The sequence below is a fragment of the Streptomyces yokosukanensis genome (assembly GCF_001514035.1).
GTDB lineage: Bacteria > Actinomycetota > Actinomycetes > Streptomycetales > Streptomycetaceae > Streptomyces > Streptomyces yokosukanensis.
Genome location: NZ_KQ948216.1, coordinates 90,258 through 116,108, shown reverse-complemented (window position 1 = coordinate 116,108; position 25,851 = coordinate 90,258). Strand labels below are relative to the sequence as shown.

At 73.1% G+C, this 25,851-nt stretch carries 15 protein-coding genes; 2 read left to right on the top strand and 13 right to left on the bottom strand.

The window, feature by feature from the left end:
* Positions 1-18: 18 nt before the first annotated feature.
* From AQI95_RS26545 to AQI95_RS26535, 3 genes are all read right to left on the bottom strand, one after another.
* The gene (locus tag AQI95_RS26545; protein WP_067128888.1) at positions 19-3,534 is read right to left on the bottom strand and encodes a UvrD-helicase domain-containing protein; all 3,516 of its coding nucleotides are present in this window, start codon (positions 3,532-3,534) and stop codon (positions 19-21) included.
* A 136-nt stretch (positions 3,535-3,670) separates the two neighbouring features.
* Positions 3,671-7,132, bottom strand: a complete 3,462-nt coding sequence (locus AQI95_RS26540; RefSeq protein WP_079071489.1) for an ATP-dependent helicase — start codon at positions 7,130-7,132, stop codon at positions 3,671-3,673.
* Positions 7,133-7,389: 257 nt separating this feature from the next.
* Positions 7,390-7,830: an MGMT family protein gene (locus AQI95_RS26535; protein WP_067128882.1), complete on the bottom strand. Its 441-nt coding sequence runs from the start codon at positions 7,828-7,830 to the stop codon at positions 7,390-7,392.
* Positions 7,831-8,016: 186 nt separating this feature from the next.
* On the opposite strand from AQI95_RS26535, the gene AQI95_RS26530 reads away from it, so the two are divergent.
* A complete protein-coding gene (locus tag AQI95_RS26530; RefSeq protein ID WP_067128879.1) occupies positions 8,017-10,806 on the top strand; it encodes a lysylphosphatidylglycerol synthase domain-containing protein in 2,790 nt (929 codons plus the stop codon).
* A gap of 230 nt (positions 10,807-11,036) precedes the next feature.
* Positions 11,037-12,581 (top strand): alpha/beta hydrolase, encoded by a 1,545-nt coding sequence (locus tag AQI95_RS26525; RefSeq protein ID WP_067128877.1) that lies wholly within the window; start codon positions 11,037-11,039, stop codon positions 12,579-12,581.
* A 74-nt stretch (positions 12,582-12,655) separates the two neighbouring features.
* Here the strand turns inward: AQI95_RS26525 and AQI95_RS26520 are convergent, their stop codons facing one another.
* The 10 genes from AQI95_RS26520 to AQI95_RS26475 form a co-directional block, all read right to left on the bottom strand.
* Positions 12,656-13,093, bottom strand: a complete 438-nt coding sequence (locus AQI95_RS26520; RefSeq protein ID WP_067128872.1) for an RICIN domain-containing protein — start codon at positions 13,091-13,093, stop codon at positions 12,656-12,658.
* A gap of 327 nt (positions 13,094-13,420) precedes the next feature.
* Complete coding sequence (gene moeZ / locus AQI95_RS26515; RefSeq protein ID WP_067128869.1) at positions 13,421-14,599, bottom strand: adenylyltransferase/sulfurtransferase MoeZ; 1,179 nt, start codon at positions 14,597-14,599, stop codon at positions 13,421-13,423.
* A 63-nt stretch (positions 14,600-14,662) separates the two neighbouring features.
* Positions 14,663-15,412: a spherulation-specific family 4 protein gene (locus AQI95_RS26510; protein ID WP_067128866.1), complete on the bottom strand. Its 750-nt coding sequence runs from the start codon at positions 15,410-15,412 to the stop codon at positions 14,663-14,665.
* Complete coding sequence (locus tag AQI95_RS26505) at positions 15,400-16,359, bottom strand: NAD-dependent epimerase/dehydratase family protein (protein WP_067128863.1); 960 nt, start codon at positions 16,357-16,359, stop codon at positions 15,400-15,402. The genes AQI95_RS26510 and AQI95_RS26505 overlap by 13 nt, the downstream gene beginning before the upstream one ends.
* 382 nt (positions 16,360-16,741) lie before the next feature.
* A complete protein-coding gene (locus AQI95_RS26500) occupies positions 16,742-18,433 on the bottom strand; it encodes a hypothetical protein (RefSeq protein ID WP_341849480.1) in 1,692 nt (563 codons plus the stop codon).
* A complete protein-coding gene (locus AQI95_RS26495; protein WP_244188859.1) occupies positions 18,433-20,139 on the bottom strand; it encodes a DUF3492 domain-containing protein in 1,707 nt (568 codons plus the stop codon). Before AQI95_RS26495 ends, AQI95_RS26500 begins: the two co-directional genes overlap by 1 nt.
* Positions 20,140-20,340: 201 nt before the next feature.
* The gene (locus tag AQI95_RS26490) at positions 20,341-21,933 is read right to left on the bottom strand and encodes a dipeptide ABC transporter ATP-binding protein (RefSeq protein ID WP_067128857.1); all 1,593 of its coding nucleotides are present in this window, start codon (positions 21,931-21,933) and stop codon (positions 20,341-20,343) included.
* Positions 21,930-22,928 (bottom strand): ABC transporter permease, encoded by a 999-nt coding sequence (locus AQI95_RS26485; RefSeq protein WP_067128854.1) that lies wholly within the window; start codon positions 22,926-22,928, stop codon positions 21,930-21,932. Before AQI95_RS26485 ends, AQI95_RS26490 begins: the two co-directional genes overlap by 4 nt.
* Positions 22,925-24,016 carry an ABC transporter permease gene (locus AQI95_RS26480; RefSeq protein ID WP_067128851.1) on the bottom strand — a complete coding sequence of 364 codons (1,092 nt, stop codon included), beginning with the start codon at positions 24,014-24,016 and terminating at the stop codon, positions 22,925-22,927. Before AQI95_RS26480 ends, AQI95_RS26485 begins: the two co-directional genes overlap by 4 nt.
* A gap of 4 nt (positions 24,017-24,020) precedes the next feature.
* The gene (locus AQI95_RS26475) at positions 24,021-25,739 is read right to left on the bottom strand and encodes an ABC transporter substrate-binding protein (RefSeq protein ID WP_067128848.1); all 1,719 of its coding nucleotides are present in this window, start codon (positions 25,737-25,739) and stop codon (positions 24,021-24,023) included.
* Positions 25,740-25,851: the final 112 nt, after the last annotated feature.

Here is a 25,851-nt window from a genome sequence, read left to right as displayed (position 1 = left end):
GCGGGCGGTTCGTCACACTCAGGCTGTCGCGTGTGCCACTTCGGAGTCTTCCGTGAGGAGCCGTTCCAGGGCGGCCCGGTCCGGCAGGTCCGGAGGTCGTACGACCTCCCCGCTACGGACGTACAGGAAGACGGCCGTGACCGACTCGGGAGGCACGCCCTGCTGCTCGGCCCAGGCCAGCCGGTACACGGCGAGCTGGAGCGGATCGGCGGTACGGGCGCGGTTGGTCTTCCAGTCGACGATCTCGAACGTGGCCTCGTCTCCGTCGCCGTGCTTGTAGACGGCGTCGATCCGGCCCCGTACGACGCGGCCGGCGAGGGTGAGCTGGAAGGGGGCTTCGACCCGGTAGGGGGTGCGCCGGGCGTACTCGCTGCGTTCGAAGGCCTCCTTCAGTGCTTCCAGATCCTCCTCGTCGGCGATCTCGGCGTCGCCGCCGGGCAGCTCGTCCGGTTCCAGCAGGGGCAGCGTCAGCTCCTCGAAGCGGGATTCCACCCAGGCATGGAATCGGGTGCCCCGGCGCGCGGCCGGTTGCGGGGGGCGCGGCATGGGGCGCGCGAGTTCCTGCGCGAGCCCGTCCGGGTCCTCGGCCAGGCGCAGCAACTGGGACGCGCTGAGGGTGGCGGGCAGCGGGACGTCGGTGACGGCCTGCCGGGCGCGCATCAGCTCTCCGCTGAGCGCGTCCAGGTCGCGGTCCCAGGAGGCGACGGCGCGCAGCTCCTCCGGTGTGAGGCGCAACTGCGGCTGCGGCTGCGGCTCGGTGGAGCCGGAGTGGTCGTGCCGGGGGGCCGGGGCCTGGTGCGGGACCGTCGGCCGGTCGGGGGCCCAGGCGTCGAAGTCGGTGAGATCGTCCGGATCGCCCGGGGGCGGCGTCTGCGGGTCGTGCGGGGACTCCCGGTCGTGGAAGGCGTCCTCGCCGTACGGGAAGTCGTCGTCGTAGGGCTCGTAGGACTCGTCCTCCGGTGGCGTCGGCCAGTCGGGGTCGTCGAGGGCGGCGGGGTCGTGCGCGGCCTGCGGGCGGCCCGCGTCCTGGGCGGTGAGGGCGTCCAGGCGGGCGAGAACGGTCTCGGCGGCCGCGCGGCGACGGGCCAGGGCGGCGGCGTCCAGCGGGAGCGGCCACACCTGGTCGGCGGCGGCCGTGTGCAGGGCGGGGTTCTCCTCGCCCTCGGCGGGCTCCTCGGCCCACGCCTCGATCTCGCCGTGTCCGGCGGCGCAGTGGTCGTACAGGGCCCGGAGGAAGTCGGAGGGGCCGCGCGGCTTCTTCTGGCTGGGCCCCCACCAGTGGCCGGAGCCGAGCAGCAGGGAACGCGGGCGCGTGAAGGTGACGTAGCCGAGGCGCAGTTCCTCGGTGTGCTGGTGGTCCTTCATGGCCTCGTGGAAGGCCTTCATGCCGCGCGCGTCCCAGCCTCCGACGTCGGGCAGCGTGTCGGTGTCTCCGCGCAGGGCGTGTGGGATCACCTTGGCCTGCGCGGTCCACTTCTCGCGGCCCTGTGCGCTGGGGAACGTGCCCTTGACCAGTCCGGGGACGGCCACGACGTCCCACTCCAGGCCCTTGGACTTGTGGGCGGTGAGCACCTTGACGGTGTTCTCGCCGCCGGGCAGGGCGTTGTCGAGGCCCTTCTCGTACTGCGCGGCGGTGCGCAGGAACCCGAGGAAGGCGAGCAGGCCGGCCTCGCCGTCGTTCGCCGCGAAGGAGGCGGCGACGTCCAGGAAGTTGGACAGGGTCTCGCGGCGGCGGGCGGCCAGGGCGTGCGGGGACGCCGACAGCTCCACCTCCAGGCCGGTGACGGCGAGGACGCGGTGCAGGACGTCCATCAGCGGGTCGGACAGCGAGCGGCGCAGGTCGCGCAGCTCGGCGGCCAGGCGCGCGAAGCGCACGCGCGCGTCCGGTGAGAACGGCAGTCCGTCGTCCTCCCCGTCGGCCTCCACGGGCGATTCCAGGAAGGTGTCCAGGGCGTCCGCGAGCGATATCACCTCGGCCGGGTCGACCCCTTCCACGGCTGCCGCGAGCCGCCGGTCCGCGTCGTCGGTGTCGCCCGCGCGCGCGTGGGCGACCAGCCGGCGGGCGCGGCGGCCCAGCAGGGCGAGGTCGCGGGGGCCGACGCGCCAGCGCGGGCCGGTCAGCAGGCGCACCAGGGAGGCGTTGGCGCCGGGATCCTGGAGCACCTCGCAGACGGCGACGAGGTCGGCGACCTCGGGCAGGTGCAGCAGCCCGGACAGGCCGACCACCTCGACGGGGATGTCCCGGGCCACGAGGGCGCCCTGGATCTCGGCGAAGTCGGTCGCCGTACGGCACAGCACGGCGATCTCCCCGGGTGCCGTGCCGGTGTGCACGAGGTGGGCGAGGGAGTCGGCGATCCAGTCGATCTCCTCGGCGTGGGTGGGCAGCAGGGCGCAGCGGACCGTGCCGTCGTACTCGGCGCCGGGGGCCGGGCGCAGGGCCTGCACGCCCGCGTGCAGGGCGCGCAGGGGCTCGGCGAGGCCGTTGGCGAGGTCGAGGAGACGGCCGCCGCTACGGCGGTTCTCGCTGAGCGCCTGCCGGGTGGCGGGGCGGCCGTCGGCGTGCGCGAAGTGCGCGGGGAAGTCGTCCAGGTTGGCGACGGAGGCGCCGCGCCAGCCGTAGATGGCCTGGCAGGGGTCGCCGACCGCGGTCACCGGATGGCCCGTGCCGTCGCCGAACAGGCCTGCCAGCAGGACGCGTTGGGCCACGGAGGTGTCCTGGTACTCGTCCAGGAGCACCACCCGGAACTCCTCGCGCAGCAGCCGGCCCACCTCGGGGATGCGGGCGAGCCGGGCGGACAGGGCGATCTGGTCGCCGAAGTCGAGGAGGTCGCGTTCGCGCTTGGCGGTCCGGTAGCGCCGCACGAGGTCGGCCAGTGCACGGCGGGCGGTGGCCGTCTCGGGGACCTTGCGCAGGTCCGCGTTGGTGAGTTTGGCGCTCTGCAGGGTGTGCAGCAGATCGGCGTCCCAGGTGCGCAGCTCCTCGGGCTCGACGAGGTGTTCGGCGAGTTCGGAGTCGAGGGCGAGCAGGTCGCTGACGAGGTCGGCGAAGGAGCGGGTCAGCGCGGGGTAGGGGCCGGGGGCCTCGCGCAGTACGCGTGCGGCGAGCTGGTAGCGGGTGGCGTCGGCGAGCAGCCGGGAGGCGGGCTCCAGCCCGAGGCGCAGGCCGTGGTCGGTGAGCAGCCGGCCGGCGAAGGCGTGGTACGTCGAGATGACCGGCTCGCCGGGCGGGTTGTCGGGGTCGATGACCTCGGGGTCGGTGACGCCGGCCTTGATCAGCGCCTTGCGGACGCGTTCGGCCAGCTCGCCTGCGGCCTTGTTGGTGAAGGTCAGGCCCAGGACCTGCTCCGGGGCGACCTGTCCGGTGCCGACCAGCCAGACCACGCGCGCGGCCATCACGGTGGTCTTGCCCGATCCGGCTCCGGCCACGATCACCTGCGGGGCGGGCGGCGCGGTGATGCAGGCCGTCTGCTCCGGGGTGAACGGGATGTCGAGAAGCTCTTTGAGCTGTTCGGGGTCGGTGATACGGGCGGGCATGTCGGAAAAGGCTAGCGGCGAGGACTGACAACCGGGCACGGAACGGCCGTCCGGGGTGGAAGAGGCGCAGGTCAGCGCCGGTGGTGCCGTACGTCACTTACGTCACTGCGGTGCTTCCCGTGCCTGGTTCGCCGGCTCACTCCACCACGTGCCGCCCCTCGGGCCGGGCGCTGCACGAGGCGCGGAAGGCGCAGTGTGCGCAGTGCTGGCCGGTGTTCGGCGCGAACCGCTCGTCGAGGACCTTGCCGGCGGCGGTGGCCAGCAGCTCGCCGACCCACTCCCCCGACAGGGGCTCCTGGGACTGCACCTTGGGCAGGTCCTCGCCGCCGTCACGCTTGGCGGCGCCCTGCCGCAGGTGCACCAGTTCCGCGCCGCCCGGTTCGGGCCGCACGCCGTCGAAGGCCTCGTCCACGGCGCCTTCGTCCACGGCGAGCTGGTAGACAGCGAGCTGGGGGTGGCGGGACACCTCGGCGGCGCTCGGCGCCTGCTTGCCGGTCTTGAAGTCGACCACGTAGGCGCGGCCCTCGCCGTCCACCTCCACGCGGTCCATCTGGCCGCGGATGCGGACCTGGTAGTCGCCCGCCTCCAGGGTGACGTCGAAGTCCTGCTCGCTCACCACCGGGGTGCGCCCGGTGCGGTCCAGCACATGCCAGTTCAGGAAGCGTTCGAGCGCCACCCGCGCGTTGTCCTTCTCCTGCTGCGACTTCCAGGGGGCGTCGAAGGCGAGCGCGTTCCACACCGAGTCCAGCCGTTCCATCAGGACGTCGAGGTCGGCGGGGGTGCGGCCGGAGGCGACCTCGTCGGCGAGGACGTGGACGACATTGCCGAAGCCCTGCGCGGCCGTGGCCGGGGCGTCGGCCTTCACCTCACGGCCCAGGAACCACTGGAGCGCGCAGGTGTTGGCGAGCTGGTCGAGGGCGCTGCCGGAGAGCACGACCGGACGGTCGCGGTGGCGCAGCGGCACCTTGCTCTCGGTCGGGTCGTACATGCCCCACCAGCGGTAGGGGTGCGCGGACGGCACCAGCGGACGGCCGTCCTCGTCGGCGAGGGCGGCGAGCCGGGCCAGCCGGCGGGCGGCGGCCTCCCGCAGGGCGGCGGACGCGCGCGGGTCGACCGTGGTGGCGCGCAGCTCGGCGACGAGCGCGGCCACGGACAGCGGGCGGCGGGGGCGGCCGGTGACGTCCTTCGGCTCGACGCCGAGTTCGGTCAGGAAGCGGGACGGCTGGTCGCCGTCGTCGGCCGGTGCCTTCACCGCGGTCACGACGAGGCGTTCACGCGCGCGCGTGGCGGCGACGTAGAACAGGCGGCGCTCCTCGGCGAGCAGCGCCCCCGGGGTGAGCGGTTCGGCGAGACCGTCCCGGCCGATGCGGTCGGCCTCCAGGAGGGAGCCGCGGCGGCGCAGGTCGGGCCACAGGCCCTCCTGGACGCCGGCGACGACGACCAGCCGCCATTCCAGGCCCTTGGAGCGGTGCGCGGTCATCAGGCGGACGGCGTCGGGGCGCATCGCGCGGCGTGTGAGCGTGTCCGCGGCGATGTCCTGGGCCTCGATCTCCTCCAGGAAGTTCAGGGCGCCGCGGCCTCCGGTGCGTTCCTCGGCGCGCGCGGCGGTGGCGAACAGCGCGCACACGGCGTCCAGGTCCCGGTCGGCGTTGCGGCCGGCCGCGCCACCGCGCCGGGCGGCCCGCTCCAGACGCGCGGGCCACGGCGTGCCCTGCCACAGGTCCCACAGCGCCTCCTCGGCCGTACCGCCGCCGGCCAGACGCTCGCGTGCCGTGCGCAGCAGGGCGCCGAGACGCTGCGCCCCGCGCGCGTACGCCTGGTCGTGCACGACCAGGCGCTCGGGTTCGGCGAGCGCCCGCGCGAGCAGTACGTCGGAGGGGGGCGGCAGCGGATTGCCCGCCGCCCGCTCCTCCTCGCGCAGGGCACGCCCGAGGCGACGCAGATCGGCCGGGTCGACGCCGGCGAGGGGGGAGGCGAGCAGGGTGAGCGCGGTGTCGGTGTCGAGCCAGGAGGTGTCCGGGGCGTCCGGGGCCGGCTCGGCCGTGTCGTCGGCGACGGCGTCGGCGTCGGCGTCGGCGTCGGCGTCGGCGTCGGCGACGTCCTGGGTGGGCGGCTCGCCCGCCGCGACGGGCTTCTCCGCGTGCCGCCCGGCCTCCGCCGTGGCCACCGCGCGCAGGGCCGCCAGCAGGGGCGACACCGCCGGCTCGTGGCGCAGGGGCAGGTCGTCGCCGTCTATGTCCAGCGGGACGCCGGCCGCGGTGAGGGCGCGGCGGATGGTGGGCAGCGAGCGGGACCCGGCCCGGACCAGGACGGCCATGTCGCTCCAGGCGATGCCGTCCTCCAGGTGTGCGCGGCGCAGGATGTCCGCGATGTTGTCCAGCTCCGTGCCGGCCGTCGGGTACGTGTAGGCCTCGGCGCGGCCCCCGTCCCGTACGGCGGCCGGCTCCCGGTGGGCGCGGACCTTGTCGGCGGGCAGCCGGGGCAGCGGCATGCGCTGGGTGATCAGGCGGGTGGCGGCCAGCAGGGCGGCGCCGGAGCGGCGGGAGGTGCGCAGCACCGCGACGGGGGCGGGGCGGCCGTCCGCGCGCGGGAAGGCCGCCGGGAAGTCGAGGATGCCGTTCACGTCGGCGCCCCGGAAGGTGTAGATCGACTGGTCGGGGTCGCCGAAGGCGACCAGGGTGCGGCCTGCCCCTCGCCCGCCGCCACCCTCGTGGAGAGGCCCTTCGGGCCGCACCCCTTGGTTGCCGGCCAGCGCGTGCAGGAGCCGTACCTGGGCGGGATCGGTGTCCTGGTACTCGTCGACGTACACGGCGTCGTACCGGGCGGCGAGCCGTGCGGCGGTCTCGGGGCGGCGGGCGAGCAGGACCGCGCGGTGGACCAGTTCCGCGTAGTCGATCACGCCCTGCAGGTCGAGCACGTCGAGGTACTCGGCGAGGAACGCGGCGGCGGCTCCCCAGTCGGGGCGGCCGATCCGGCGGGCGAAGGCGTCCAGCGCGTCGGGGCCGAGGCCCAGCTCGCGGCTGCGGGCGAGCACCGCGCGGACCTCGTCGGCGAAGCCGCGCGTGGTCAGGCAGGCGCGCAGCTCGTCCGGCCAGCGCACATGGGTGAGCCCGAGCCGCTCCAGCTCGGGCTGGCCGGAGAGCAGCTCGCGGACGGCGACGTCCTGCTCGGGGCCGGACAGCAGGCGCAGCGGCTCGGCGAACCGGCCGCTTTCCTGGTGGGCGCGCACCAGGGCGTAGCAGTACGAGTGGAACGTGGTGGCCCGGGGCGCGCGGGCGGCACCGATGCGCAGGGCCATGCGGTCGCGCAGGTCGACGGCGGCCTTGCGGCTGAAGGTCAGCACCAGGATGCGATCGGGGTCGGCGCCGCGGGCGATCCGCGCGGCCACGGACTCGACGAGCGTGGTGGTCTTGCCGGTGCCGGGGCCGGCGAGGACGAGCAGGGGGCCGCCGCAGTGGTCAACCACGGTGCGCTGTGCCGCGTCCAGACGAGGGGGGTCTGCGGCGACCGGCGGGGTACGGACCAGTCGGTAAGCGCCACGGCCCCCCTGTCGCACCGGGGGATGCGGCAGGTGCCTGATGGAGGAAGAGGAGCTCACGTGGTTGGCCGGTCCTGGTGGTTGTGCTGATGGGCGGGCGGTCACGCGTGCAGGACGGTGGCCGCGGGGCGAGGAGGACGCGTGCCGCCGACGCTACGCCGCCGCGCCGGACGGAAGCAGGGCTTCCGCTTCTTCCCTCGCGGCGCTCGCGCCACCGGCGTCCCCCACCTCACGAACGTACGTCATGCCACGGACGTCCCCCATGTCACCCGTACGGGCCACGGGCTCTCCCCGACGGCATCCGGTGGCGGAGGCTGTCAGATGTGACCTTCCACGCCCGCCCCGCCGTCCCACCGGGCCCGCCGCATGTCGAGTCGCGGCAGATGGCCCTCGGCGCTCCTGGCCGCCTCCTTCAGCGGTGTGCCCTCCGCGCGGTAGCGGGCGAGCGCGCTCAGCTCGTGGCCGGGCAGCAGCACGCCGTCGGCCCGTACGACGCGCCACCACGGGACGGCGCCGCCGTAGAGGGACATCACCCGGCCGACCTGGCGCGGTCCGCCCTCCCGCCGCCCACCGCCTCCCTTGCCGGAGAGCGCCTCGCGCTCGCCCCTCTCGCCGTCGAGCCACTCGGCGACGTCGCCGTACGTCATGACCCGCCCCGGCGGAATCCGCTCGGCGACCTCGAGGACCCGCTCGGCGTACTCCGGCAGCTCCTCCGCGTACTCCTCGCGGGTGTCCTCGGCAGGGCTCTGCTCGCTCATTCGTCCCATCCTGCCGCACCCCACCGACATCGCGGCGCGGTCCGCGAGATGCGGCCCTCTCGCCCCGGGACGGCGCTTCGGGCAGACTGTGCGCCCGCGCTTGCGCACCCTGATGCCCGCGTGTGCCGGTCGGGCATGCCACCATCGTGCGGGCGGTGACTGGTGATACGAGACCAAGAAGAGACCATGAAGCAGCAGGGCGTGCACCCCGAGGGCGGGGCAGGCACTCCTGACGCCGCCGTGCGCGCCGACACCGCCGGCGGCGCAGGCAAGAGCAACGGCACGCGCGCGCGTGAGAGCGGCCGCGACGAGAACGAGGGGGCGCACGTCCCGGAGAACACGCCGCCCCCTGGCCACGGTCCGGGCGCAGACGACGATCCGCACGCCGAGGCCGTGGAGGGCGACGAACCGCTGCTCCCCGCGCGCGTGCACCGCCCTTCCGACCTCATGCGGTGCCTGGTGGGCCTGCTCGCCATCGTCGTACTGCTCGCGATCGCCGCGTTCGCGCACGGCACCACCTCGGGCCTCGAACAGGACATCAACAAGGGCACCGGGCAGGCCCCCGACCTGCTGATCAGATTCGCGGGACTGGCCTCCAGCATCGCGATCCTGCTCGTCCCGGTCGCCTTCGCGATCGAGCGGCTGATCAAACGGGACGGGCTGCGCATCGCCGACGGCGTCCTCGCGGCCGTCCTCGCCCACGGAGTGACCCTCGCGACCGATCTGTGGGTCGCGAGAGCCGCCCCGGACTCGATCCAGGAGGCGCTCACCCAGCCCTCGCCGGGCGACATCCACGCCCTGACCGACCCCGTGCACGGCTATCTGGCACCCGTCATCGCCTATATGACGGCCGTCGGCATGTCCCGCAGGCCCAGATGGCGCGCGGTGCTGTGGATCGTGCTGCTGCTCGACGCGTTCTCGATGCTCGTCACGGGCTACACGACCCCGTTCTCGATCATCCTGACGGTGCTGATCGGCTGGACCATCGCCTACGGCACTCTGTACGCGGTCGGCTCCCCCAACGTCCGCCCCACCGGGCAGACCCTGATGGCGGGCCTCAGGCACGTCGGTTTCCACCCCGTCAGCGCCGCCCGTGAGGAGGCCGTGGAGTCGGAGAACGGCGACCGGGGCCGCCGCTACTTCGTCACCCTGGAGGACGGCCCGCCGCTGGACGTCACGGTGGTGGACCGGGAGCAGCAGGCCCAGGGCTTCTTCTACCGCGCGTGGCGCAATCTCACCCTGCGCGGCTTCGCCACCCGCTCCAGCCTGCAGTCGCTGCGCCAGGCACTGGAACAGGAGGCGCTGCTGGCGTACGCGGCGATCGCGGCCGGCGCCAACGCGCCCAAGCTGATCGCCACCTCCGAACTCGGCCCCGACGCGGTCATGCTCGTCTACGAGCACACCGGCGGGCGCATGCTGGACTCGCTGGCCGACGACGAGATCACCGACGAGCTGCTGCGCAACACCTGGCACCAGGTGCAGGCGCTGCAGTCGCGGCGTATCGCGCACCGCAGACTCGCGGGTGACGCGATTCTGGTGGATCGTTCCGGCAGGGTGATCCTCACCGAACTGCGCGGCGGCGAGATCGCGGCCGGCGAGCTGCTGCTGCGCATGGACGTGGCGCAGCTGGTCACGACGCTCGGTCTGCGGGTGGGCGCCGAGCGGGCGGTGGCCTCGGCGGTCGGCGTGCTCGGGCCCGACGCGGTCGCCGACTGTCTGCCGATGCTCCAGCCGATCGCGCTGACGCGCTCCACGCGCGCGACGCTGCGCCGGCTGGCCCGCGAGCGTGCCCAGCGGGAACGGGAAGCGGTCCTGGAGGCGTCCCGGCAGGCCAAGCAGGCCCGGCTGGAGGAGGCCGCCGAGACCAGCCCGCCCGCCCTCGACGAGCCCGGCACGAAGACAGTCCGTGCCGAGCAGCGCGCGGAGCGGCGGGCCATGGACGAGGCCCTCGAAGAGGCCCGCGAGGAGGACCTGCTCACCCAGATCCGGCACGAGGTGCTGCTGATCAGGCCGCAGGCTCCCGTGGAGCCCGCCCGGCTGGAGCGGGTGCGACCGCGCACGCTCATCAGCTTCATCGCGGGTGCGATCGGCGCGTACTACCTGCTCACGCAGCTGACCCATATCGAGTTCGGCACGCTGTTCGCGCAGGCTCAGTGGGGCTGGGTGCTCGCCGCGGTGCTGTTCTCCGCGCTCAGCTACGTCGCGGCGGCGATGGCGCTCCTCGGATTCGTACCGGAGCGGGTGCCGTTCCTGCGGACGGTGGCGGCGCAGGTCGCCGGGTCCTTCGTGAAGATCGTGGCGCCGGCCGCGGTCGGCGGTGTCGCCCTCAACACGCGCTTCCTGCAGCGCACCGGCGTACGCCCCGGGCTCGCGGTGGCGAGCGTCGGCGCGTCACAGTTGTTCGGGCTCGGCTGCCACATCCTGATGCTGTTGTCCTTCGGCTATCTGACCGGCACCGAGAAGACGCCGTCGCTGTCGCCGTCCCGGACGGTCATCGCGGGTCTGCTGACGGTGGCGGTGCTGGTGCTCGTGGTGACCTCGGTGCCGTTCCTGCGCAAATTCGTCGTCACGCGCGTGCGGTCGCTGTTCGCCGGTGTCGTACCGCGCATGCTCGACGTGCTGCAGCGGCCGCAGAAGCTCGTCACCGGCATCGGCGGCATGCTCCTACTGACGGCCTGCTTCGTGATGTGCCTGGACGCCTCCGTCCGGGCGTTCGGCGACGGCACGGCCTCCTCGCTGAGCATCGCCAGCGTCGCCGTCGTCTTCCTCGCCGGCAACGCGCTCGGGTCCGCGGCGCCCACCCCGGGCGGCGTGGGTGCGGTGGAGGCGAGCCTCACCCTCGGCCTGATCGCCTTCGGTCTGCCCAAGGAGGTCGCAGCCCCGGCCGTGCTGCTGTACCGCCTGCTGACGCTGTGGCTGCCGGTGCTGCCGGGCTGGCTGGCCTTCAACCACCTCACCCGCAAGGGAGCCCTGTAGGCGTAGGCAAGGGCGCGCGCGTGGCCGGGCGGGCCGGCGCGTGCGTCCAGGCAGGGGCGCGCACGCCTTGTGCGACTCGCGCGGGGCGCGTACTGCGGGCTCGCGCGCCCCGCGCCGGGCGCGTACCGCGGCTCGCACGACCCGCGCGGGGCGCGCGCCGCGCACCCCGTCGTACCTCGTACGGCCCGCGCCCCGCGCGCACCGGCGTGTACGCCCCCAGGATGGGGGACATGGCGAATCCCTCCCGGCTGCGCGCCTGCGCCCTGGCCACCACCGCCGTGCTGCTGTTCGCGCTGCCGGCCGGTTGTGGCGACGGCACCAAGGACGGCGATCTCTCGGCGCAGACGCTGGACTGGAAGGACTGCCCGGCTCCGTCCCAGGCGGAGGGCGGCGGCACCGCCCCCTCCCCGCTGGCGGGCGGCGCCACCTGGCAGTGCGCCACCATGAAGGCGCCCTTGGACTGGAACGATCCGAAGGGCGACACGATCGGCATCGCCCTGATCCGCGCCAAGGCCACCGGCCCGGCGAGCAGGCGGATCGGCTCGCTCGTGTTCAACTTCGGTGGGCCCGGCGGCAGCGGCGTGACCACGCTGCCCGCGTTCGGCGAGGACTACGCCGCCCTGCGCACCCGCTACGACCTGGTCAGCTTCGACCCGCGCGGGGTGGGCCGCAGCGCGCCGGTCAAGTGCGAGAGCGACTCCCAGCTCGACACCTACTTCCAGCAGGACGCGACGCCCGACAACAGTGCCGAGCGGGCCGCGCTGCTGAACCGCACCAAGCAGTTCAACGCGGCCTGTGAGACGAACTCCAAGAAGGTCCTGCCGCGTGTGGCCACCACGGACGCGGCCCGCGACATGGACCTGATGCGCCAGGTCCTCGGTGACGACAAGCTGCACTACTTCGGCATCTCCTACGGCACCGAACTCGGCGGCGTGTACGCCCACTTGTTCCCCAAGAACGTGGGCCGGGCCGTCTTCGACGCGGTCGTCGACCCCACGCAGAACCCCGAACAGAGCGCGCTCGGCCAGGCGAGGGGCTTCCAGCTCGCGCTCGACAACTTCGCCCAGGACTGCACCTCGAAGACCACGGACTGCCCCGTCGGCGACACCGCCCAGGACGTGAAGAACCGCATCGCGAAACTGCTGAACGACCTGGACAAGAAGCCGATCTCCGGCATCCCGCCGCGCCTGCTCACCCAGACCGCCGCGACCAACGGCATCGCGCAGTCCTTGTACTCCAAGGACTTCTGGGAGTACCTCACCGAGGGGCTGGAGCAGGCCTACGACGGCGACGGCAGGGTCCTGATGCTGCTGTCCGACTCGCTGAACGGCCGTAGCGAGGACGGCGAGTACAGCAACCTCACGGCGGCGAACATCGCCATCAGCTGCGTCGACGAGAAGCCGCGGTACAGCGCCGAGTACGTCCAGCAGAAGCTGCCCGACTTCCGGTCCGCCTCCCCGCTGTTCGGGGACTATCTGGCCTGGGGCATGGTCGGCTGCACCGGCTGGGCCGTACCGGGCGCCGCCGACCATCCCGATGTCAGCGCGCCCGGCTCGGCGCCCATCCTCGTCGTCGGCAACACCGGTGACCCGGCCACGCCGTACGAGGGCGCGCGGAAGATGGCCGAGGCGCTCGGCGAGGGCGTCGGCGTCGAGCTGACGTACAAGGGCCAGGGGCACGGTGCGTACGACAGCAAGGACAAGTGCGTGCAGAGCGCGGTGAACGGCTATCTGCTGGACGGGAAGGAGCCGAAGGGCGGCACGGTCTGCTCCTGACGCGAACGGGGCCTCGGGCGCGAGTCGCGCCCGAGGCCCCCGCTCCACGACTCAACCGGGAGCGCCTTCGAAGCTCAGCTCCAGCGCTGGGCCTTGAGACCGCCGTCGTAGTTCGTGTAGAGCAAGGTGTCGTGCTGCCCGAGCGTCAGCTTGGTCGCCTTGTCCTGCAGCCGCCAGCCCGAGGAGTCCTTGAGCTCGTACCACTTCTGGTTGTCACCGCCGTTGCAGTGCCGCAGATAGACGTCGCCGTCCTTGTTGCTGTCCAGGCAGTCGCCGTAGTTCGTCTTGAGCGTCCAGGTGCCGTCGGACTGCTTCGTCTCGGTCCACTTGGAGGGCTTCGAGCCGCAGTCGGCCGCCGCCTGGACGTTGCCCTGGATGTAGCCCAGGCACTTGCCGTTGAGGTTGTTCTTCCAGGTGACGGTCCCGTCGGCGAACGCCTCGCCGGCGCCTGCCAGGATCACCGCCGGGGCGAGGAACGCCACCGCCAGCCTGCCGAGAACGCGCTTGTTCATGGAACTCCCCGTATCTTCTGCCGAATCGTGGCGACAGCGACCGCACAGGACCGCGAGGGTGGTCACGCCCCGCCTTCGGCCCGGTGCCCCGGTGACCGTGGTCAGGCAACGGTCGCCACGTCAACGCGCCGTTTCGCGCGTGATGTTGATGTCACGCTAACCGACACGATCATCACACTGCAACGCGCATGTCTCAGGGCCGGACGCAGGGTGCGAAACCCTCGCATCTCCCCGCGACCGCTCCGCCGGGAACGCGAAAGGCCCACGGCCCTGAACTCGGTCAGGGCCGTGGGCCTTCGGTGTCGTACGGGTCAGCCGGCGGGCCGATCAGTAGACCGGCTTGTGCGGTTCGATCTGGTTGACCCAGCCGATGACGCCGCCGCCGACGTGCACGGCGTCGGCGAAGCCCGCGGACTTCAGGACGGCCAGGACTTCCGCACTGCGGACACCCGTCTTGCAGTGCAAGACGATCTTCTTGTCCTGCGGGAGACCCTCCAGGGCGGTGCCCATGAGGAACTCGTTCTTCGGGATCAGCTTGGCGCCCGGGATGGAGACGATCTCGTACTCGTTCGGCTCGCGGACGTCGATGATCTCGATGTTCTCGCCCTCGTCGATCCACTCCTTGAGCTGCTTGGGAGTGATCGTCGAGCCCAGGGCGGCCTCCTGGGCCTCCTCCGACACGACGCCGCAGAAGGCCTCGTAGTCGATGAGCTCGGTGACGGTCGGGTTCTCGCCGCAGACCGCGCAGTCCGGGTCCTTGCGCACCTTGACCTGGCGGTACTGCATCTCCAGGGCGTCGTAGATCATCAGACGGCCGACCAGCGGCTCGCCGATGCCCGCGAGGAGCTTGATGGCCTCGTTGACCTGGATGGAGCCGATGGACGCGCACAGCACGCCGAGGACGCCGCCCTCGGCGCAGGAGGGGACCATGCCGGGCGGCGGGGGCTCCGGGTAGAGGCAGCGGTAGCAGGGGCCGTGCTCGGACCAGAAGACCGAGGCCTGGCCGTCGAAGCGGTAGATCGAACCCCATACGTACGGCTTGTTCAGCAGCACGCACGCGTCGTTGACCAGGTAGCGGGTCGCGAAGTTGTCGGTGCCGTCGACGATCAGGTCGTACTGGCTGAAGATGTCCATCACGTTCTCGGCTTCGAGCCGCTCTTCGTGAAGGACCACGTTCACGTACGGGTTGATGCCCTTGACGGTGTCACGCGCGGACTCGGCCTTGGAGCGGCCGATGTCGGCCTGGCTGTGGATGATCTGGCGCTGCAGGTTCGACTCGTCGACCTCGTCGAACTCCACGATGCCGAGGGTGCCCACGCCCGCGGCGGCCAGGTACATCAGCGCGGGCGAGCCCAGGCCGCCGGCGCCCACGCAGAGCACCTTGGCGTTCTTCAGCCGCTTCTGCCCGTCCATGCCCACATCGGGGATGATCAGGTGGCGGGAGTACCGGCGGACCTCGTCTACGGTGAGCTCAGCAGCTGGCTCGACCAGGGGTGGCAGCGACACGGGGACTCCGTTGGTCGGTCAATCACTACAGTTGTTCTCCCCGTAACACTGCCACGGCCTTCTTCATTCCGAGACACCCGTTCCGACACGCGAGACGATTTCGTCCCAGTAGCCGGGCATCGTCTCCCAGGGGTCGGTGCGGCCCCCGCGGTCCGTGTGGTCGGTGAAGTAGATCGTCGCCGCCCCCTGCCAGCGTGCGATGCGCAGCGCCTCCTCCAGATGACCACGGGGCACGCTGTGCACGAAGTGGCAGAAGCGGTCCGGCGGATAGTCGGCGGTCCACTCGGCGACCTGGGACCAGCGGTAGTCGGACCAGGCGCCGGAGAAGGTCACCAACTGGTCGCCGCTCTCCGCGTACCCGGGGTACGGATGGCCGCCGTGACCGAGCACGATGTGGGCGGAGTCACTGATCGCCCGGAGCGTGGTGACCGCCCGCCGTACCTCGGGGAGCGCGCCGCGGTCGGTGGGGCAGCGGTCCAGCAGGAAGCCGTCGACCCGGTACCAGTCGAGGTGGCGGTGGGCGTCGGCGAGCAGGTCGCCGAAGGCACGGGCGCCATGGGTGAGATCCAGGTGGCCGAGGACGCGCACGCCCTCGCCCCGCAGCCGGCCCGCGGCTTCCAGGCAGTGCGGGTCCGGACGGGTGCCGGGGCCCGCGGCCACGTCGAGGACCACCCAGTCCAGCGGGGTGCCCGGGCGGGCCAGCTCGGCCCACTGGGCGGGGGCGACGAGCGGGTGGGCGTAGCCGGGGATGCCGAGGGCGGTACGCAGGCCCGTGCTCGTGTCGCCCGCGGTGGTGCTGGTCAGATGCGGCATGCCGCCTCCATCCAGATGTCGGCCAGGGACTCTTCGAGGTTGATGCGGGGCCGCCAGCCGAGGCGATCGCGTGCGGTGCGCACATCGGCCTGCTGCCAGCTGCCGCAGCCGTCCGGGTACGGGTACGCCACCGGGGCCGCGTGGTCGGAGTCGCCGCGCGGATGCCCGATGGTGCCGCGCAGCGGACCGGGCGGGGCGTCGAGTTCGTGCAGGGCACCGCCGTAGCCGGCCACGCGCGCGAGGACGGCGGCGGCGTCGCGCAGGCGCACGGCGCGGCCGGAGCCGATGTTGATGACGCCCTGGGCGGCGGAGAGCGAGGCGGCGTGCACGGCGCGGGCGACGTCGCGTACGTCGACGAAGTCGCGCTGGACGCCGAGGCCGCCGAGTTTGAGTTCGCCGTCGCCGGACTGCATGGCGCGCCGCATGGCCTCGGCGAGGCGGCCCAGCGGGGAGCCGGCCGGGGTGCCGGGCCCGGCCGGGGAGAAGACGCGCAGCACGACGGCGTCCAGGCCGGCGCCGAGGACCAGTTCGGTCGCGGCGAGCTTGCTGACGCCGTACGGGCCACCGGGGCGCGGTACGGCGTCCTCGGCGGTGGAGGAGCCGGGCTGGCTCGGGCCGTACTCGGCGCTGCACCCGATCTGCACCAGGCGCGCGCCGCAGCCGCTGCGGCGCAGCGCCTCGCAGACGGTGGCCACGGCCACGGTGTTGTGCCGGGTGAGTTCGCGGGCGCCGCCGCGGATGGCACCGGCGCAGTTGATCACGACCCCGGGGTGCACCGCGTCGAGGAAGCGGGTGAGTGCGCCGGGGCTGCCGGCGGCGAGGTCGAAGCGGACGTCGGCGTCGTCGCCGCGACCGAGCGCGGTGAGCTGGACGGCCGGGTCGGCGAGCAGACGGTCGGCGACGAAGCGGCCGATGTATCCGTTGGCTCCGATCAGCAGAACCCTCATCGGGCGGCTCCCGGGGTGTGGGAACGGGCGTGGCGGGCGAGACCGGTGTGGCCGACGGGGCTCAGGAGACCGACGGGGGCGGTCTCGCCGGTGTGGCCGACAGGACTCACGGGACCGACGGCGCCGGTATGACGGGCAGCCGTGGTGGGACAGGAAGGTGCGGTGGGTCCGCCCGTTCTCACGGTGCCGGCGGATCCGGTGGTTCCCCGGACTCCGGCTCCGGCGGTCCCGGCGGCGTCCGCGCCCGCGGCTGCGGCAGCGGACGCACCGGCGGTTCCGGGGGCTCCGGACGCTCCGGGTCGGGAGGTGGTCATCTGGCGTTCTCCTTCAAAAGGGGTGGTGCGGCCGCCTCCGGCGGGGGTGCGGGCCGGTGGCGGAAGGTTCACTCGGGGGCTCCCGTGGGCGCGTGTGCCGAGGCCTGGGTGAGGGTGCGGCCGGCGTGGATCAGCAGGACCAGCGCCGCGATGCCGCAGACGAGGGCCGGGACGGCGGCCGCGCCCCAGGCGTTCACGAGGGCCCGTACGGGGGCCGCGAGGGCGGCGCAGCCGGGCAGTCTCGCGGCCGACGGCGCCGCGACGGCCACCGCCTCCGCGACCGCCGCGGCTCCGAGCACCACGGTCGGCGCGTGCCGGTGGTGGTGCACGGTGAGCAGACGGGCGAGCAGCAGCAGGGCGCCCAGGGCGAGGGTCTGCCATGCGGCCGTAGGCTCGTGCAGGACCGTGCCGCACACCAGGAGCAGTGCCGCGAGCACGCCCAGGAACAGGGCGAACGTGCCGAACAGCAAGGGTCTGACGGCGGCCGTGAAGTCCTCGAGGCCACGGCTGCCCGCAAGCCTGCGGCGGGCGCCCACGGTGAGCAGATGGGCGCACCAGGCGGCTGGGGCGCAGGCCAGTGTGAGAGCCAGGACGGGCGCGGTGGCCGTCGGCCAGGGGCCGCCAGGGGCACCGGTCGGCAGGGCGTCGGGGCCGCCCCTGACGGCGGCGGCGAGGAGGCCGTCGCCGAGGAGGGCGTACCCGAGGAGCCAGAGGGTCCACGCACGCGTGGCGTTCGCCGTGCGCCACGCGCGCGTGCCGGGCGGCCCGGCGAGGGGACCGCGGCGCAGTGCGGCACGCGTGGCGAGGGCGACCGCGAGGACGCCGACGAAGGCGACCAGAAGGCGGGGCCGACCGTGGGTGAGGCGCAGTCCGGCCACGGTGGCCGCGCCGAGGGCGCCGGGCAGCAGGGAGAGCAGGATCCAGTCGGCGCGGACGCGGGGCACGGGCAGGGGCTCGGTCCTGGGGCCCGGCTCGCCGCCCCGCGGCACGCGCGCGTACAGCTCCTCGGCGAGCGAGAAGACGTCACGATGGCGGAAGCGGGCGGCGGTCCGGTCGGTGACGCCGTGCGCCTCCAGCCCGGCGGCGATCTCCAGCGGGTCCACGGCCTGCTCGCACAGGTCACGGTGGCGGTGCAGCAGCGCCTTCACGGGGTCGCCGGACCCCCGCCGGGGTGCGGTGACGCGCCGCTTGTCCGACTCCGGGCCGCCCGCTCCCTCCGGCCCGGAAGGGCCACTCGAACCCCTCGGCCCGGAAGGGCCGCTCGAACCCCTCGGTCCGAAGGACCCACCCGAATCCTCCTGCCAGGCAGGCGAGTTGCGCCACCGCGCGGCGTCCGGTCCCGCATCGGCCGCGGCGCTCGCGGCGAGCGCTGCGGAATCGCGCCGCCGGTCCCGCTCGGGGACGCCGGCGAAGCCGCCCGCGCCGGACGCGGAGTCGGGCGCCGTCGACGACCCGGGAGCGCTCGGCGACGGCCACGGCGTCGGCGAACCCGGAACGCCCGGGGACGGCCACGGCACCGGCGAGTTCGTGCGCTCCCATGCCGTTGCGCCGGTCAGGGCTCCCTGGCCGCCGCGGTCCCCCGCGGGCCGGTCCCCCGGCACCGGGTCCCAGGGCTCGGCCCCACCGGGCGTCCCGGGCCGGTCCAGCCCGCCCGGCGCACCCGCCCCGCGTTCGCTCGACCCGCCGAGGGCGTCCTGACCGTAGCCACCGCCACAGCCCTCGCCGTCTCCGTCGGTGAGGTCGTCCCGAACTCCGCTCATCACGCCCCCTCGGCAACGGCCAGCGGTGTCGCGCGTACCGGTGGGGCCGTGGCCCAGCCGGGGACGCTCCGGGGCAGGACGCGGGCCGTGGGGCCGGTCCAGCGGCCGGGGACGCGGGACTCGGCGGGGGTCGCGAAGGGCAGTGGTGCGCCGCCCTCGTCGAGGACGACCCGGCGCACCGGGCAGTGCGAGACGATCTCCAGGTAAATGCCGTGAAATGCCGCGATGTTCTGCTCGACGGTGAACAGTTCGAGTGCGCGGGCGCGCGCGGCGGCGCCGAGGCGCTCACGGCGCTCGGAGTCGCGCAGCAGCGCCACGCACGCCTCGGCGAGCGCCCGAGGGTTGCGCGGGGGCACGACCAGTCCCGTGCCCCCGATGACCTCCACCACCGCGCCGACGTCGGTGGAGACCGTGGCCCGGCCGCAGAGCATGGCCTCGATGAGCCCGATCGGGAAGCCCTCGACGACGCTGGAGAGCACGACGACCGCACCGGCGGCGTACACGTCGGGCAGCGTGGGGGCCTCGGGGCCGCCGATCTCCTCGAAGGAGACCGGGTTGTCGCCGACGGCGTGCGCGCCTTCCGCCTCGTCCGGGAAGAGCTGGGCGGCGAGCGCCCGGCAGTGGCCGAGGTAGGCCTCGCCCTCGGGCCCGGACGGCGCGCCGACGATCCTGAGGCGCGCCTTGGGCTCCTCCTTGCGGACCTCGGCGAAGGCGTGCAGCAACGAGATCAGGTCCTTGGCGGGTTCGACGCGTCCGACCCAGACCAGCGTGTCCGGGTCGGCGCGGTCCGGGGCCTCGCCGACCTCCGCGAAGCGGGCGGCGTCCATGCCCGGGTGGACCGTGCGGATCCTGGCCCGGTCGGCGCCGCACCGTTCCTGCCAGCGCCGGGCGTGGGCGTTGCCGGGCGTGAGGATCTCGGCCCGCCGGTAGACCTCGGCGGCGAGCCGGTTGTGGAAGGCGCCGAGCAGCGCGCGTACGGCGGGGGCTGCGGTGTCGGGGCCGAGCGTCAGATAGTGCGAGCGGAGCTGTACGCCGTACTCGGTGACGAGCAGCGGTACGTCGCAGAAGTGCCGGGCGAGCAGTCCGGGGAGGGCGGCGCAGCCCCCTGCGGCGGCGTGGCAGAGGTCGGCCGCGCCGAGGCCGTCGTCGCCGTACCAGTCGAGCGAGAGGGGGCGCAGGGCGCGTTCGAGGTGCGCGGTGACGGTGAGCAGGTCGGGTACGCGCGCCTCGTGCGCCGTGCGCAGCGCGCCGGGGGTGCGACAGGCGCGTTCGAGGGTGTGCACGGCGGCGTCCGAGCGCAGGGCGCCGACCAGCCCGCCCTGTTCACGGGCGAGTTCGGCCAGTCCGTACAGCGCAGCGCCGAAACGGTCCGGCAGATCGGCGGCCCCACCCCCTGGGGTGACATCGGCTCCGGTGCCGGCGCAGATCGCTCCGACGAGTTCGCCGTAGTACTCGGTGAAGCGCCGGCGCGTGCGCCGCCCGTAGGCGACCCCGTCGTCCTCGGACGTCCACAGCGGCGCCGTACGCACCCGGCCGACCTGCGGTGGGAGCGGGACCCAGCCGTCGTCCTCCTGGCGTCGGTCGCGGCTGAGCGCGTAGATGTCGAACTCGTGCTGTTCGAGCCCGCGCACGAGCCGGTCGCACCAGAGTCCGGCGTCACCGCCCACATACGGGTAGCCACCCTCCGTAAGCAGTCCGATGCGCACGTGTGCACCCCCGATCTCCCGTCTGGGGAGCCGCCGTTGTCCCGGCGGCTCGCAGCGGGAAGAACGTAAGGGGACAAGGCGGTGGCGCGACGGACGGTTGTCCATCGCGCCACCAAAAGGGGTGAACGGTCGTAACTTTCGCGTGCGGGTCGCGTTCGGCCGCGCTAGGGCGTCACACGGCGATCGGCCATGTACGAAACGTTACGCCACGGCCGGCTCGCGCCGAGCCGCGCGCCGCCGGGCCGCCAGTTCCGGGTCGAGCGCGGGTACGGCGGCCAGCAGTTGCCGCGTGTACGGCTCGCGCGGGCTGTCGTACACCTCGTCGGCCGGCCCGTACTCGACGACACGGCCCTGGCGCATCACCGCCACCCGGTCACTGACCTGCCGTACGACGGCGAGGTCGTGGGCGATGAAGACGAGCGCGAGCCCGAGTTCCCGCTGGAGTTCGCCGAGCAGCTCGACCACCTGGGCCTGCGTGGTCACGTCGAGCGCGGAGACCGGCTCGTCGCAGACGATGACGCGCGGTTCGGCGGCGAGCGCGCGGGCGATGCCGATGCGCTGGCGCTGGCCGCCGCTGAACTCGTGCGGATAGCGGTCGTAGTGCGCCCTTTCGAGCCCCACGCGCTCCAGCAGTTCGATCACACGCCCCCGGATGCGCTCCTCGTCCCGGTCTCCACGCGCGCGGAGCGGGTCGGCGATGGACTCGCCCACGCTGCGGCGGGGGTTGAGGGAGGAGACGGGGTCCTGGAAGACCATCTGGACGGCCGGGTTCACGCCGGTGTGGGGTCGGTCCTCGTAGCGGAACGCGCCCGCGGTCGGCTCCAGCAGCCCGACCAGCATGCGGCCGAGCGTGGTCTTGCCGCTGCCGCTCTCGCCGACCACGCCGAGGGTCTCGCCGCGGCGGACGGTCAGCGAGACGTCGTCCACGGCCGCGAACGCGCGCCTGCCGCGCCCGAACTCGCGCCGCACCCCGGTGGCCTCCACCACGACCTCGTCGGTGGCCCGGGAGCCGGTGCGGCGGGCGTCGACGCGCGGGACGGCGTCGAGGAGCTCGCGGGTGTACGCCTCGGCCGGCGCCGCGAGGACGGTGCCGACGGGCCCGCGCTCGACGGCCCTGCCGTGCCGCATCACGAGGATGTCGTCCACGCTCTCGGCGGCGACGCCCACGTCGTGCGTGACGAGCAGCAGGCCCATGCCGGTCTCCTCGCGCAGCGTGTGCAGCAGGTCGAGGATCTGCGCCTGGACGGTGACGTCGAGGGCGGTGGTCGGCTCGTCGGCGATCAGCAGGTCCGGTTCGCAGGCGAGCGCCATGGCGATGAGGGCGCGCTGGCGCATGCCGCCGCTGAACTCGTGCGGCCGGGACCGGGACCGCCGTACCGCGTCCGGAATGCCCACCCGCTCCAGCACCTGAACGGCACGCGCGCGTGCGGTGCGCCGGGACACGCGCGTGTGCACGCGATAGACCTCGGCGATCTGGTCGCCGATCGCGTGGTACGGGTCGAGCGAGGACAGCGGGTCCTGGAAGACCATGGCGGCCTTCGCCCCGCGCAGCCGCCGCAGTTCCTCGTCCGTGGCGGCCTGTACGTCCGTGCCGGCCACCCGCACCGAGCCGGTGACCCCGGCCCCCGTGCCCCGGTGCAGGCCCAGCAGGGCGCCCGCGACCGTGGACTTGCCGGAGCCGGACTCGCCGACCAGGGCCAGCGCGGCGCCCTTCGCCAGGCTGAAGGAGAGTCCGTCCACGGCCCGCAGCGAGCCGAACTCGACCGTCAGGTCCGTGACTTCGACCAGGCTCATACGAGCACCACCCGTCGGTCGGCCACCGCGTACAGGACGTCCGCGACGGCGTTGGCGAGGACCACGAAGAAGCCGATGACCAGCACCATGCCGACGACCACCGGCAGATCGACGACCTTCACCGCGTGCACCAGTTCCTGGCCGATGCCGGGCAGGCCGAACAGGGTCTCGGTGAGGACGGCACCGCCGACGGCCGAGCCGAAGGTGACCGCGTTGAGCGCGATGACGGAGGCGGTGGCACCGCGCAGCGCGTGCCGGGCGATGATCGCCCGCTCGCCGACGCCGTACGCGCGGAACGTGCGGATGTGGTCCTCGGCCAGGGTCTCCAGCATCGACGCGCGCGTGAGACGCGCGAAGCCGGCCGCCTCGACGAGGGCGAGGGAGAGCCAGGGCAGCAGCAGGTTCCACGCCCACTGCTCGGGGTCGTCGGTGAAGTTCACGTACTCCGGGAAGGGCAGCAGCTGCAGTTCACCGCAGACGACGATCATCAGGATCAGGCCGATGACGAAGACGGGGGTGGCCGTGCCCGCCAGGGTGATGGCGGTCAGGACGCGCTCGCTGAAGCGGCCGCGCCGCCAGGCGGACAGCACACCGGTGCCGACGCCGAGCACCAGCCAGATCACCATCGCCCCGAGGACCAGCGAGAAGCTCACCGGCAGCTTGGCCAGGATGATGGAGGTGACCTGCTGGTCGCTCTGGTACGACTGGCCGAGGCACGGCGCCGAGCAGTGCTCCACGGACGTGCCGGTGGAGAAGTCCTGGCCCACGAAGAGCCCCTGCAGGAAGTGCCAGTAGCGCACGTACAGCGGGTCGTCGAGGTGGAGTTGCTGGGCCACCTGGTGGACCTGGGCCGGGGAGCAGCGCGGGCCGCAGGTGATCTGGGCGACGTTGCCGGGGGTGACGTAGAAGACGACGTAGATGATCACCGAGAGTGCGAACAGGGTGACCACGGCGCCGATGACGCGCCGCAGGACGAAGCCGGTGAAGCCGTTCACGCCCGGTCCTCCTTCTTCGCCGCGGTCACGTTCGCCGATGTGGCCGTGGCCGGTGTGGCCGTGGCCGCCGTGCCGGCCTTCGGTGCGGCCTTGTCCGCGCGGGCCTCGCGCCTGCGGCCGGTGCCGATGCGCAGGCGGGAGGCCGCGCGCGGGTCGAGGGCGACGCGGACGCCGTCGCCGAGGACGGTCAGCGCGAACACGGTCACGAACAGGGCCGCGGCGGGCAGCAGCAGATACTGCGGGGCCGCCTGGTACCAGACGTCGGCCGAGGTGAGCATCTGCCCCCAGGAGGGCGTGGGCGGCTTCACGCCGACGCCGAGGAAGGACAGGGCGGCCTCGGCGCTGATGTTCGACGGGATCAGCAGCGCCGCGTACGTGATGACGGGTGCGGCGAGCCCGGGCAGCAGCTCGCGCACGGCGGTGCGCCAGGTGCTCCAGCCGCTGAGCCGGGACGCGGCGACGTAGTCGAGGTTCTTCAGGGTGAGGGTCTGGGCGCGCACCATCTTCGCCGTCGTGCTCCAGCCGGAGACGAGGGAGATGATCAGCGCGACCAGGACGGGCCGCGGGAAGCCGTCGGGCACGATGGCCAGCAGCGCGAGCGCCATGACCATCAACGGCATCGAGACGAAGATGTCGGTGATCCGGCTGAGGACCAGATCGGCCCAGCGGCTGCCCAGGCCGGACGCCACGCCCATGGCGACGCCGAGGACCACCTGGACCGCCGTGGCCGCGAGCGCGACGCCCAGCGACACGCGCGCCCCGTAGACGAGCCGGGCGAACATGTCGCGTCCGGTCTGCGGTTCGACGCCCAGCCAGTGGTCGGCGCCGATACCGCCGAAGGAGCCGATGGGCACGCCCCCGCGCGCGGAGTCGATCAGGGACGGGTGGTAGGTGGTGGGGTCCTGGCCCTCCAGCGCGGTGAGCAGCGGCGCGCCGAGTGCGATCAGGACGAGCAGCGCGACGACGGCCGCGGCGACCAGGGCGGCGCGCTGCGCGCGCAGCCGCCGCCAGAACTGACGTGCCCCCGAGGCCGCCGGGGCGGCGGTGTCCGCCCCGGCGGTCTCGACGGCGACAAGTGCCTCGCTCACGGCGTCACTTCACCGAGACCTGGGAGATGTCCAGCACACCGGTCCAGTCGCTGATGACGATGTTCTTGACGGCGGAGCCGTACAGGCGCTTGTAGACCGGGTGGAACAGCGGCACGACGAGGGCCTTGTCGCCGATCTTCTGGTCCAGTGCACCCCATCGCTTGGCGGCCGCGTCAAGGTCGGTCAACTTGTTGATCGCGTCAATCTCGTCATTGACCGACTTGTCATTGAGCAGGCCCGTGTTGAAGTTCGCGCCGTCCTTGACGATCTGGCGGCCGTCGAAGATCGGGGCGAGGAAGGGACCGCCGGAGGGCCAGTCGGCACCCCAGTGGGCGAGGAAGAGGCCGGGCTCGGTCTTCACACTGTGGATCTTGTCCCGGTAGTCGTTGTCCTCCAGGCCCTGCAGCTTGACCGTGATACCGGCCTTCTTGAGCGCGTCCTGGACGGCGGTCGCGATCTCCGGGCTGGTCTCGAAGTCCTTGGCGTTGGAGTGGGTCAGCGTGACCGTGAGCCCGTTCTTGTACCCGGCCTGGGCGAGCAGTTCCCTGGCCTTGGCCGCGTTGCCGGAGGCACCGGCCGGGAACGGGTCGTAGGGCGTGTAGCCGAAGGACTTCTGGTCGGGCAGGAAGGTGGTCGCGGGCTCGGCGAGCGCGCTGCCGCCGGCCGCGTTGACCACCGAGGACCGGTCGACGGCGTACGCGACGGCCTGGCGCACCTTGGGGTTGTCGAACGGCTTCACGGTCGGGTTGAACGCGATGTAGTTCGTGTAGCCGAAGTGGCCGGTGCCCACGCGCGCGGCGAGTTGCTTGTCGCCGCTGACCTTGGCGAGTTCGGCCGGTCCGAGGTTGGTGTCCGTGGTGACCGCGGCCGCGTCCGCACCCTGGGACGCGGACAGCCGCTGGTTGATCACGGAGGAGTCGAGGCCGGAGCGGACGTCGATGGTGTCCGGGTAGGCCTTGCGCTCGTCGTCGGTCGCCGCGGACCAGTGCGTGTTGCGCTCCAGGACGACATGTTCGCCGTCGTTCTCGTTCTTGACGACCTTGTACGGGCCGGACGAGATCGGGTGCGCCTCGTACTTGGTGCCGTTGTCCTTGCCCTGGGGCACCGGCGCGAACTGCGTCTGCGTGGCGAGGAACGGGAACTCGCCCTCGGGCTTGTCCAGATGGAAGACGATGGTCCGGGAGTCCGGCGTCTCGATCGCCGAGAGCCCCTTCTTGTCCTTGTACGGCCCCTGGTAGTCGGCGGCGCCGACCAGCCAGTCGCGCAGGTACGGCGCGCCGCCGGACAGCTCGGGGGCGAAGGAGCGCTCGATGCCGTACTTGATGTCGGCCGAGGTGATCGGCGTGCCGTCCTCGTACGTGAGGCCCTTCTTCAGGGTGTACGTCCACACGGTCGCGTCCTTGTTGGGGCGCCCGGTGTCGGTGGCGAGGTCGGGGACGACCTTGGAGCCGGCCGCGCCGTTCTCGCGGTTGCGCGTGGTGAGCGTGCGGAAGACCAGCGAAGGGACGTTTCCGCCGCCGGAGGTGTAGAGGCGGGCGGGGTCGAAGTCGGTCTGCGGCTCGGAGTTCAGCACCGTCAGGGTGCCGCCCTTGCGGGGCGCGGAGTCGCCACCGGAGCCCTTGGCATCGTTGTCCTTCGGACCGCAGGCGGCGGCGCCCGCTGCCACGACCAGGCTGACGGATACCGCTGCCACGCGGCGCGTGATGACGGACGGTTGACGCATCGGAATGACGACCTCTCGGGGAACTGATCGAGGATTACTCGAAGGGGGATCTCTCCAGGAGAAGATGACGACTTCTCAAGGAGTGAGACAAATGGACGAGGAGTGAGACGAC

Excerpts from the sequence above, each read along its gene's own strand:
- AQI95_RS26520 (WP_067128872.1), bottom strand. The coding sequence starts at position 13,093 with ATGAACAAGCGCGTTCTCGGCAGGCTGGCGGTGGCGTTCCTCGCCCCG.
- AQI95_RS26505 (WP_067128863.1), bottom strand. The coding sequence starts at position 16,359 with ATGAGGGTTCTGCTGATCGGAGCCAACGGATACATCGGCCGCTTCGTC.
- AQI95_RS26530 (WP_067128879.1), top strand. The coding sequence starts at position 8,017 with ATGAAGCAGCAGGGCGTGCACCCCGAGGGCGGGGCAGGCACTCCTGAC.
- AQI95_RS26510 (WP_067128866.1), bottom strand. The coding sequence starts at position 15,412 with ATGCCGCATCTGACCAGCACCACCGCGGGCGACACGAGCACGGGCCTG.
- AQI95_RS26490 (WP_067128857.1), bottom strand. The coding sequence starts at position 21,933 with ATGAGCCTGGTCGAAGTCACGGACCTGACGGTCGAGTTCGGCTCGCTG.
- AQI95_RS26500 (WP_341849480.1), bottom strand. The coding sequence starts at position 18,433 with ATGAGCGGAGTTCGGGACGACCTCACCGACGGAGACGGCGAGGGCTGT.
- AQI95_RS26475 (WP_067128848.1), bottom strand. The coding sequence starts at position 25,739 with ATGCGTCAACCGTCCGTCATCACGCGCCGCGTGGCAGCGGTATCCGTC.
- AQI95_RS26545 (WP_067128888.1), bottom strand. The coding sequence starts at position 3,534 with ATGCCCGCCCGTATCACCGACCCCGAACAGCTCAAAGAGCTTCTCGAC.
- AQI95_RS26535 (WP_067128882.1), bottom strand. The coding sequence starts at position 7,830 with ATGAGCGAGCAGAGCCCTGCCGAGGACACCCGCGAGGAGTACGCGGAG.
- AQI95_RS26525 (WP_067128877.1), top strand. The coding sequence starts at position 11,037 with ATGGCGAATCCCTCCCGGCTGCGCGCCTGCGCCCTGGCCACCACCGCC.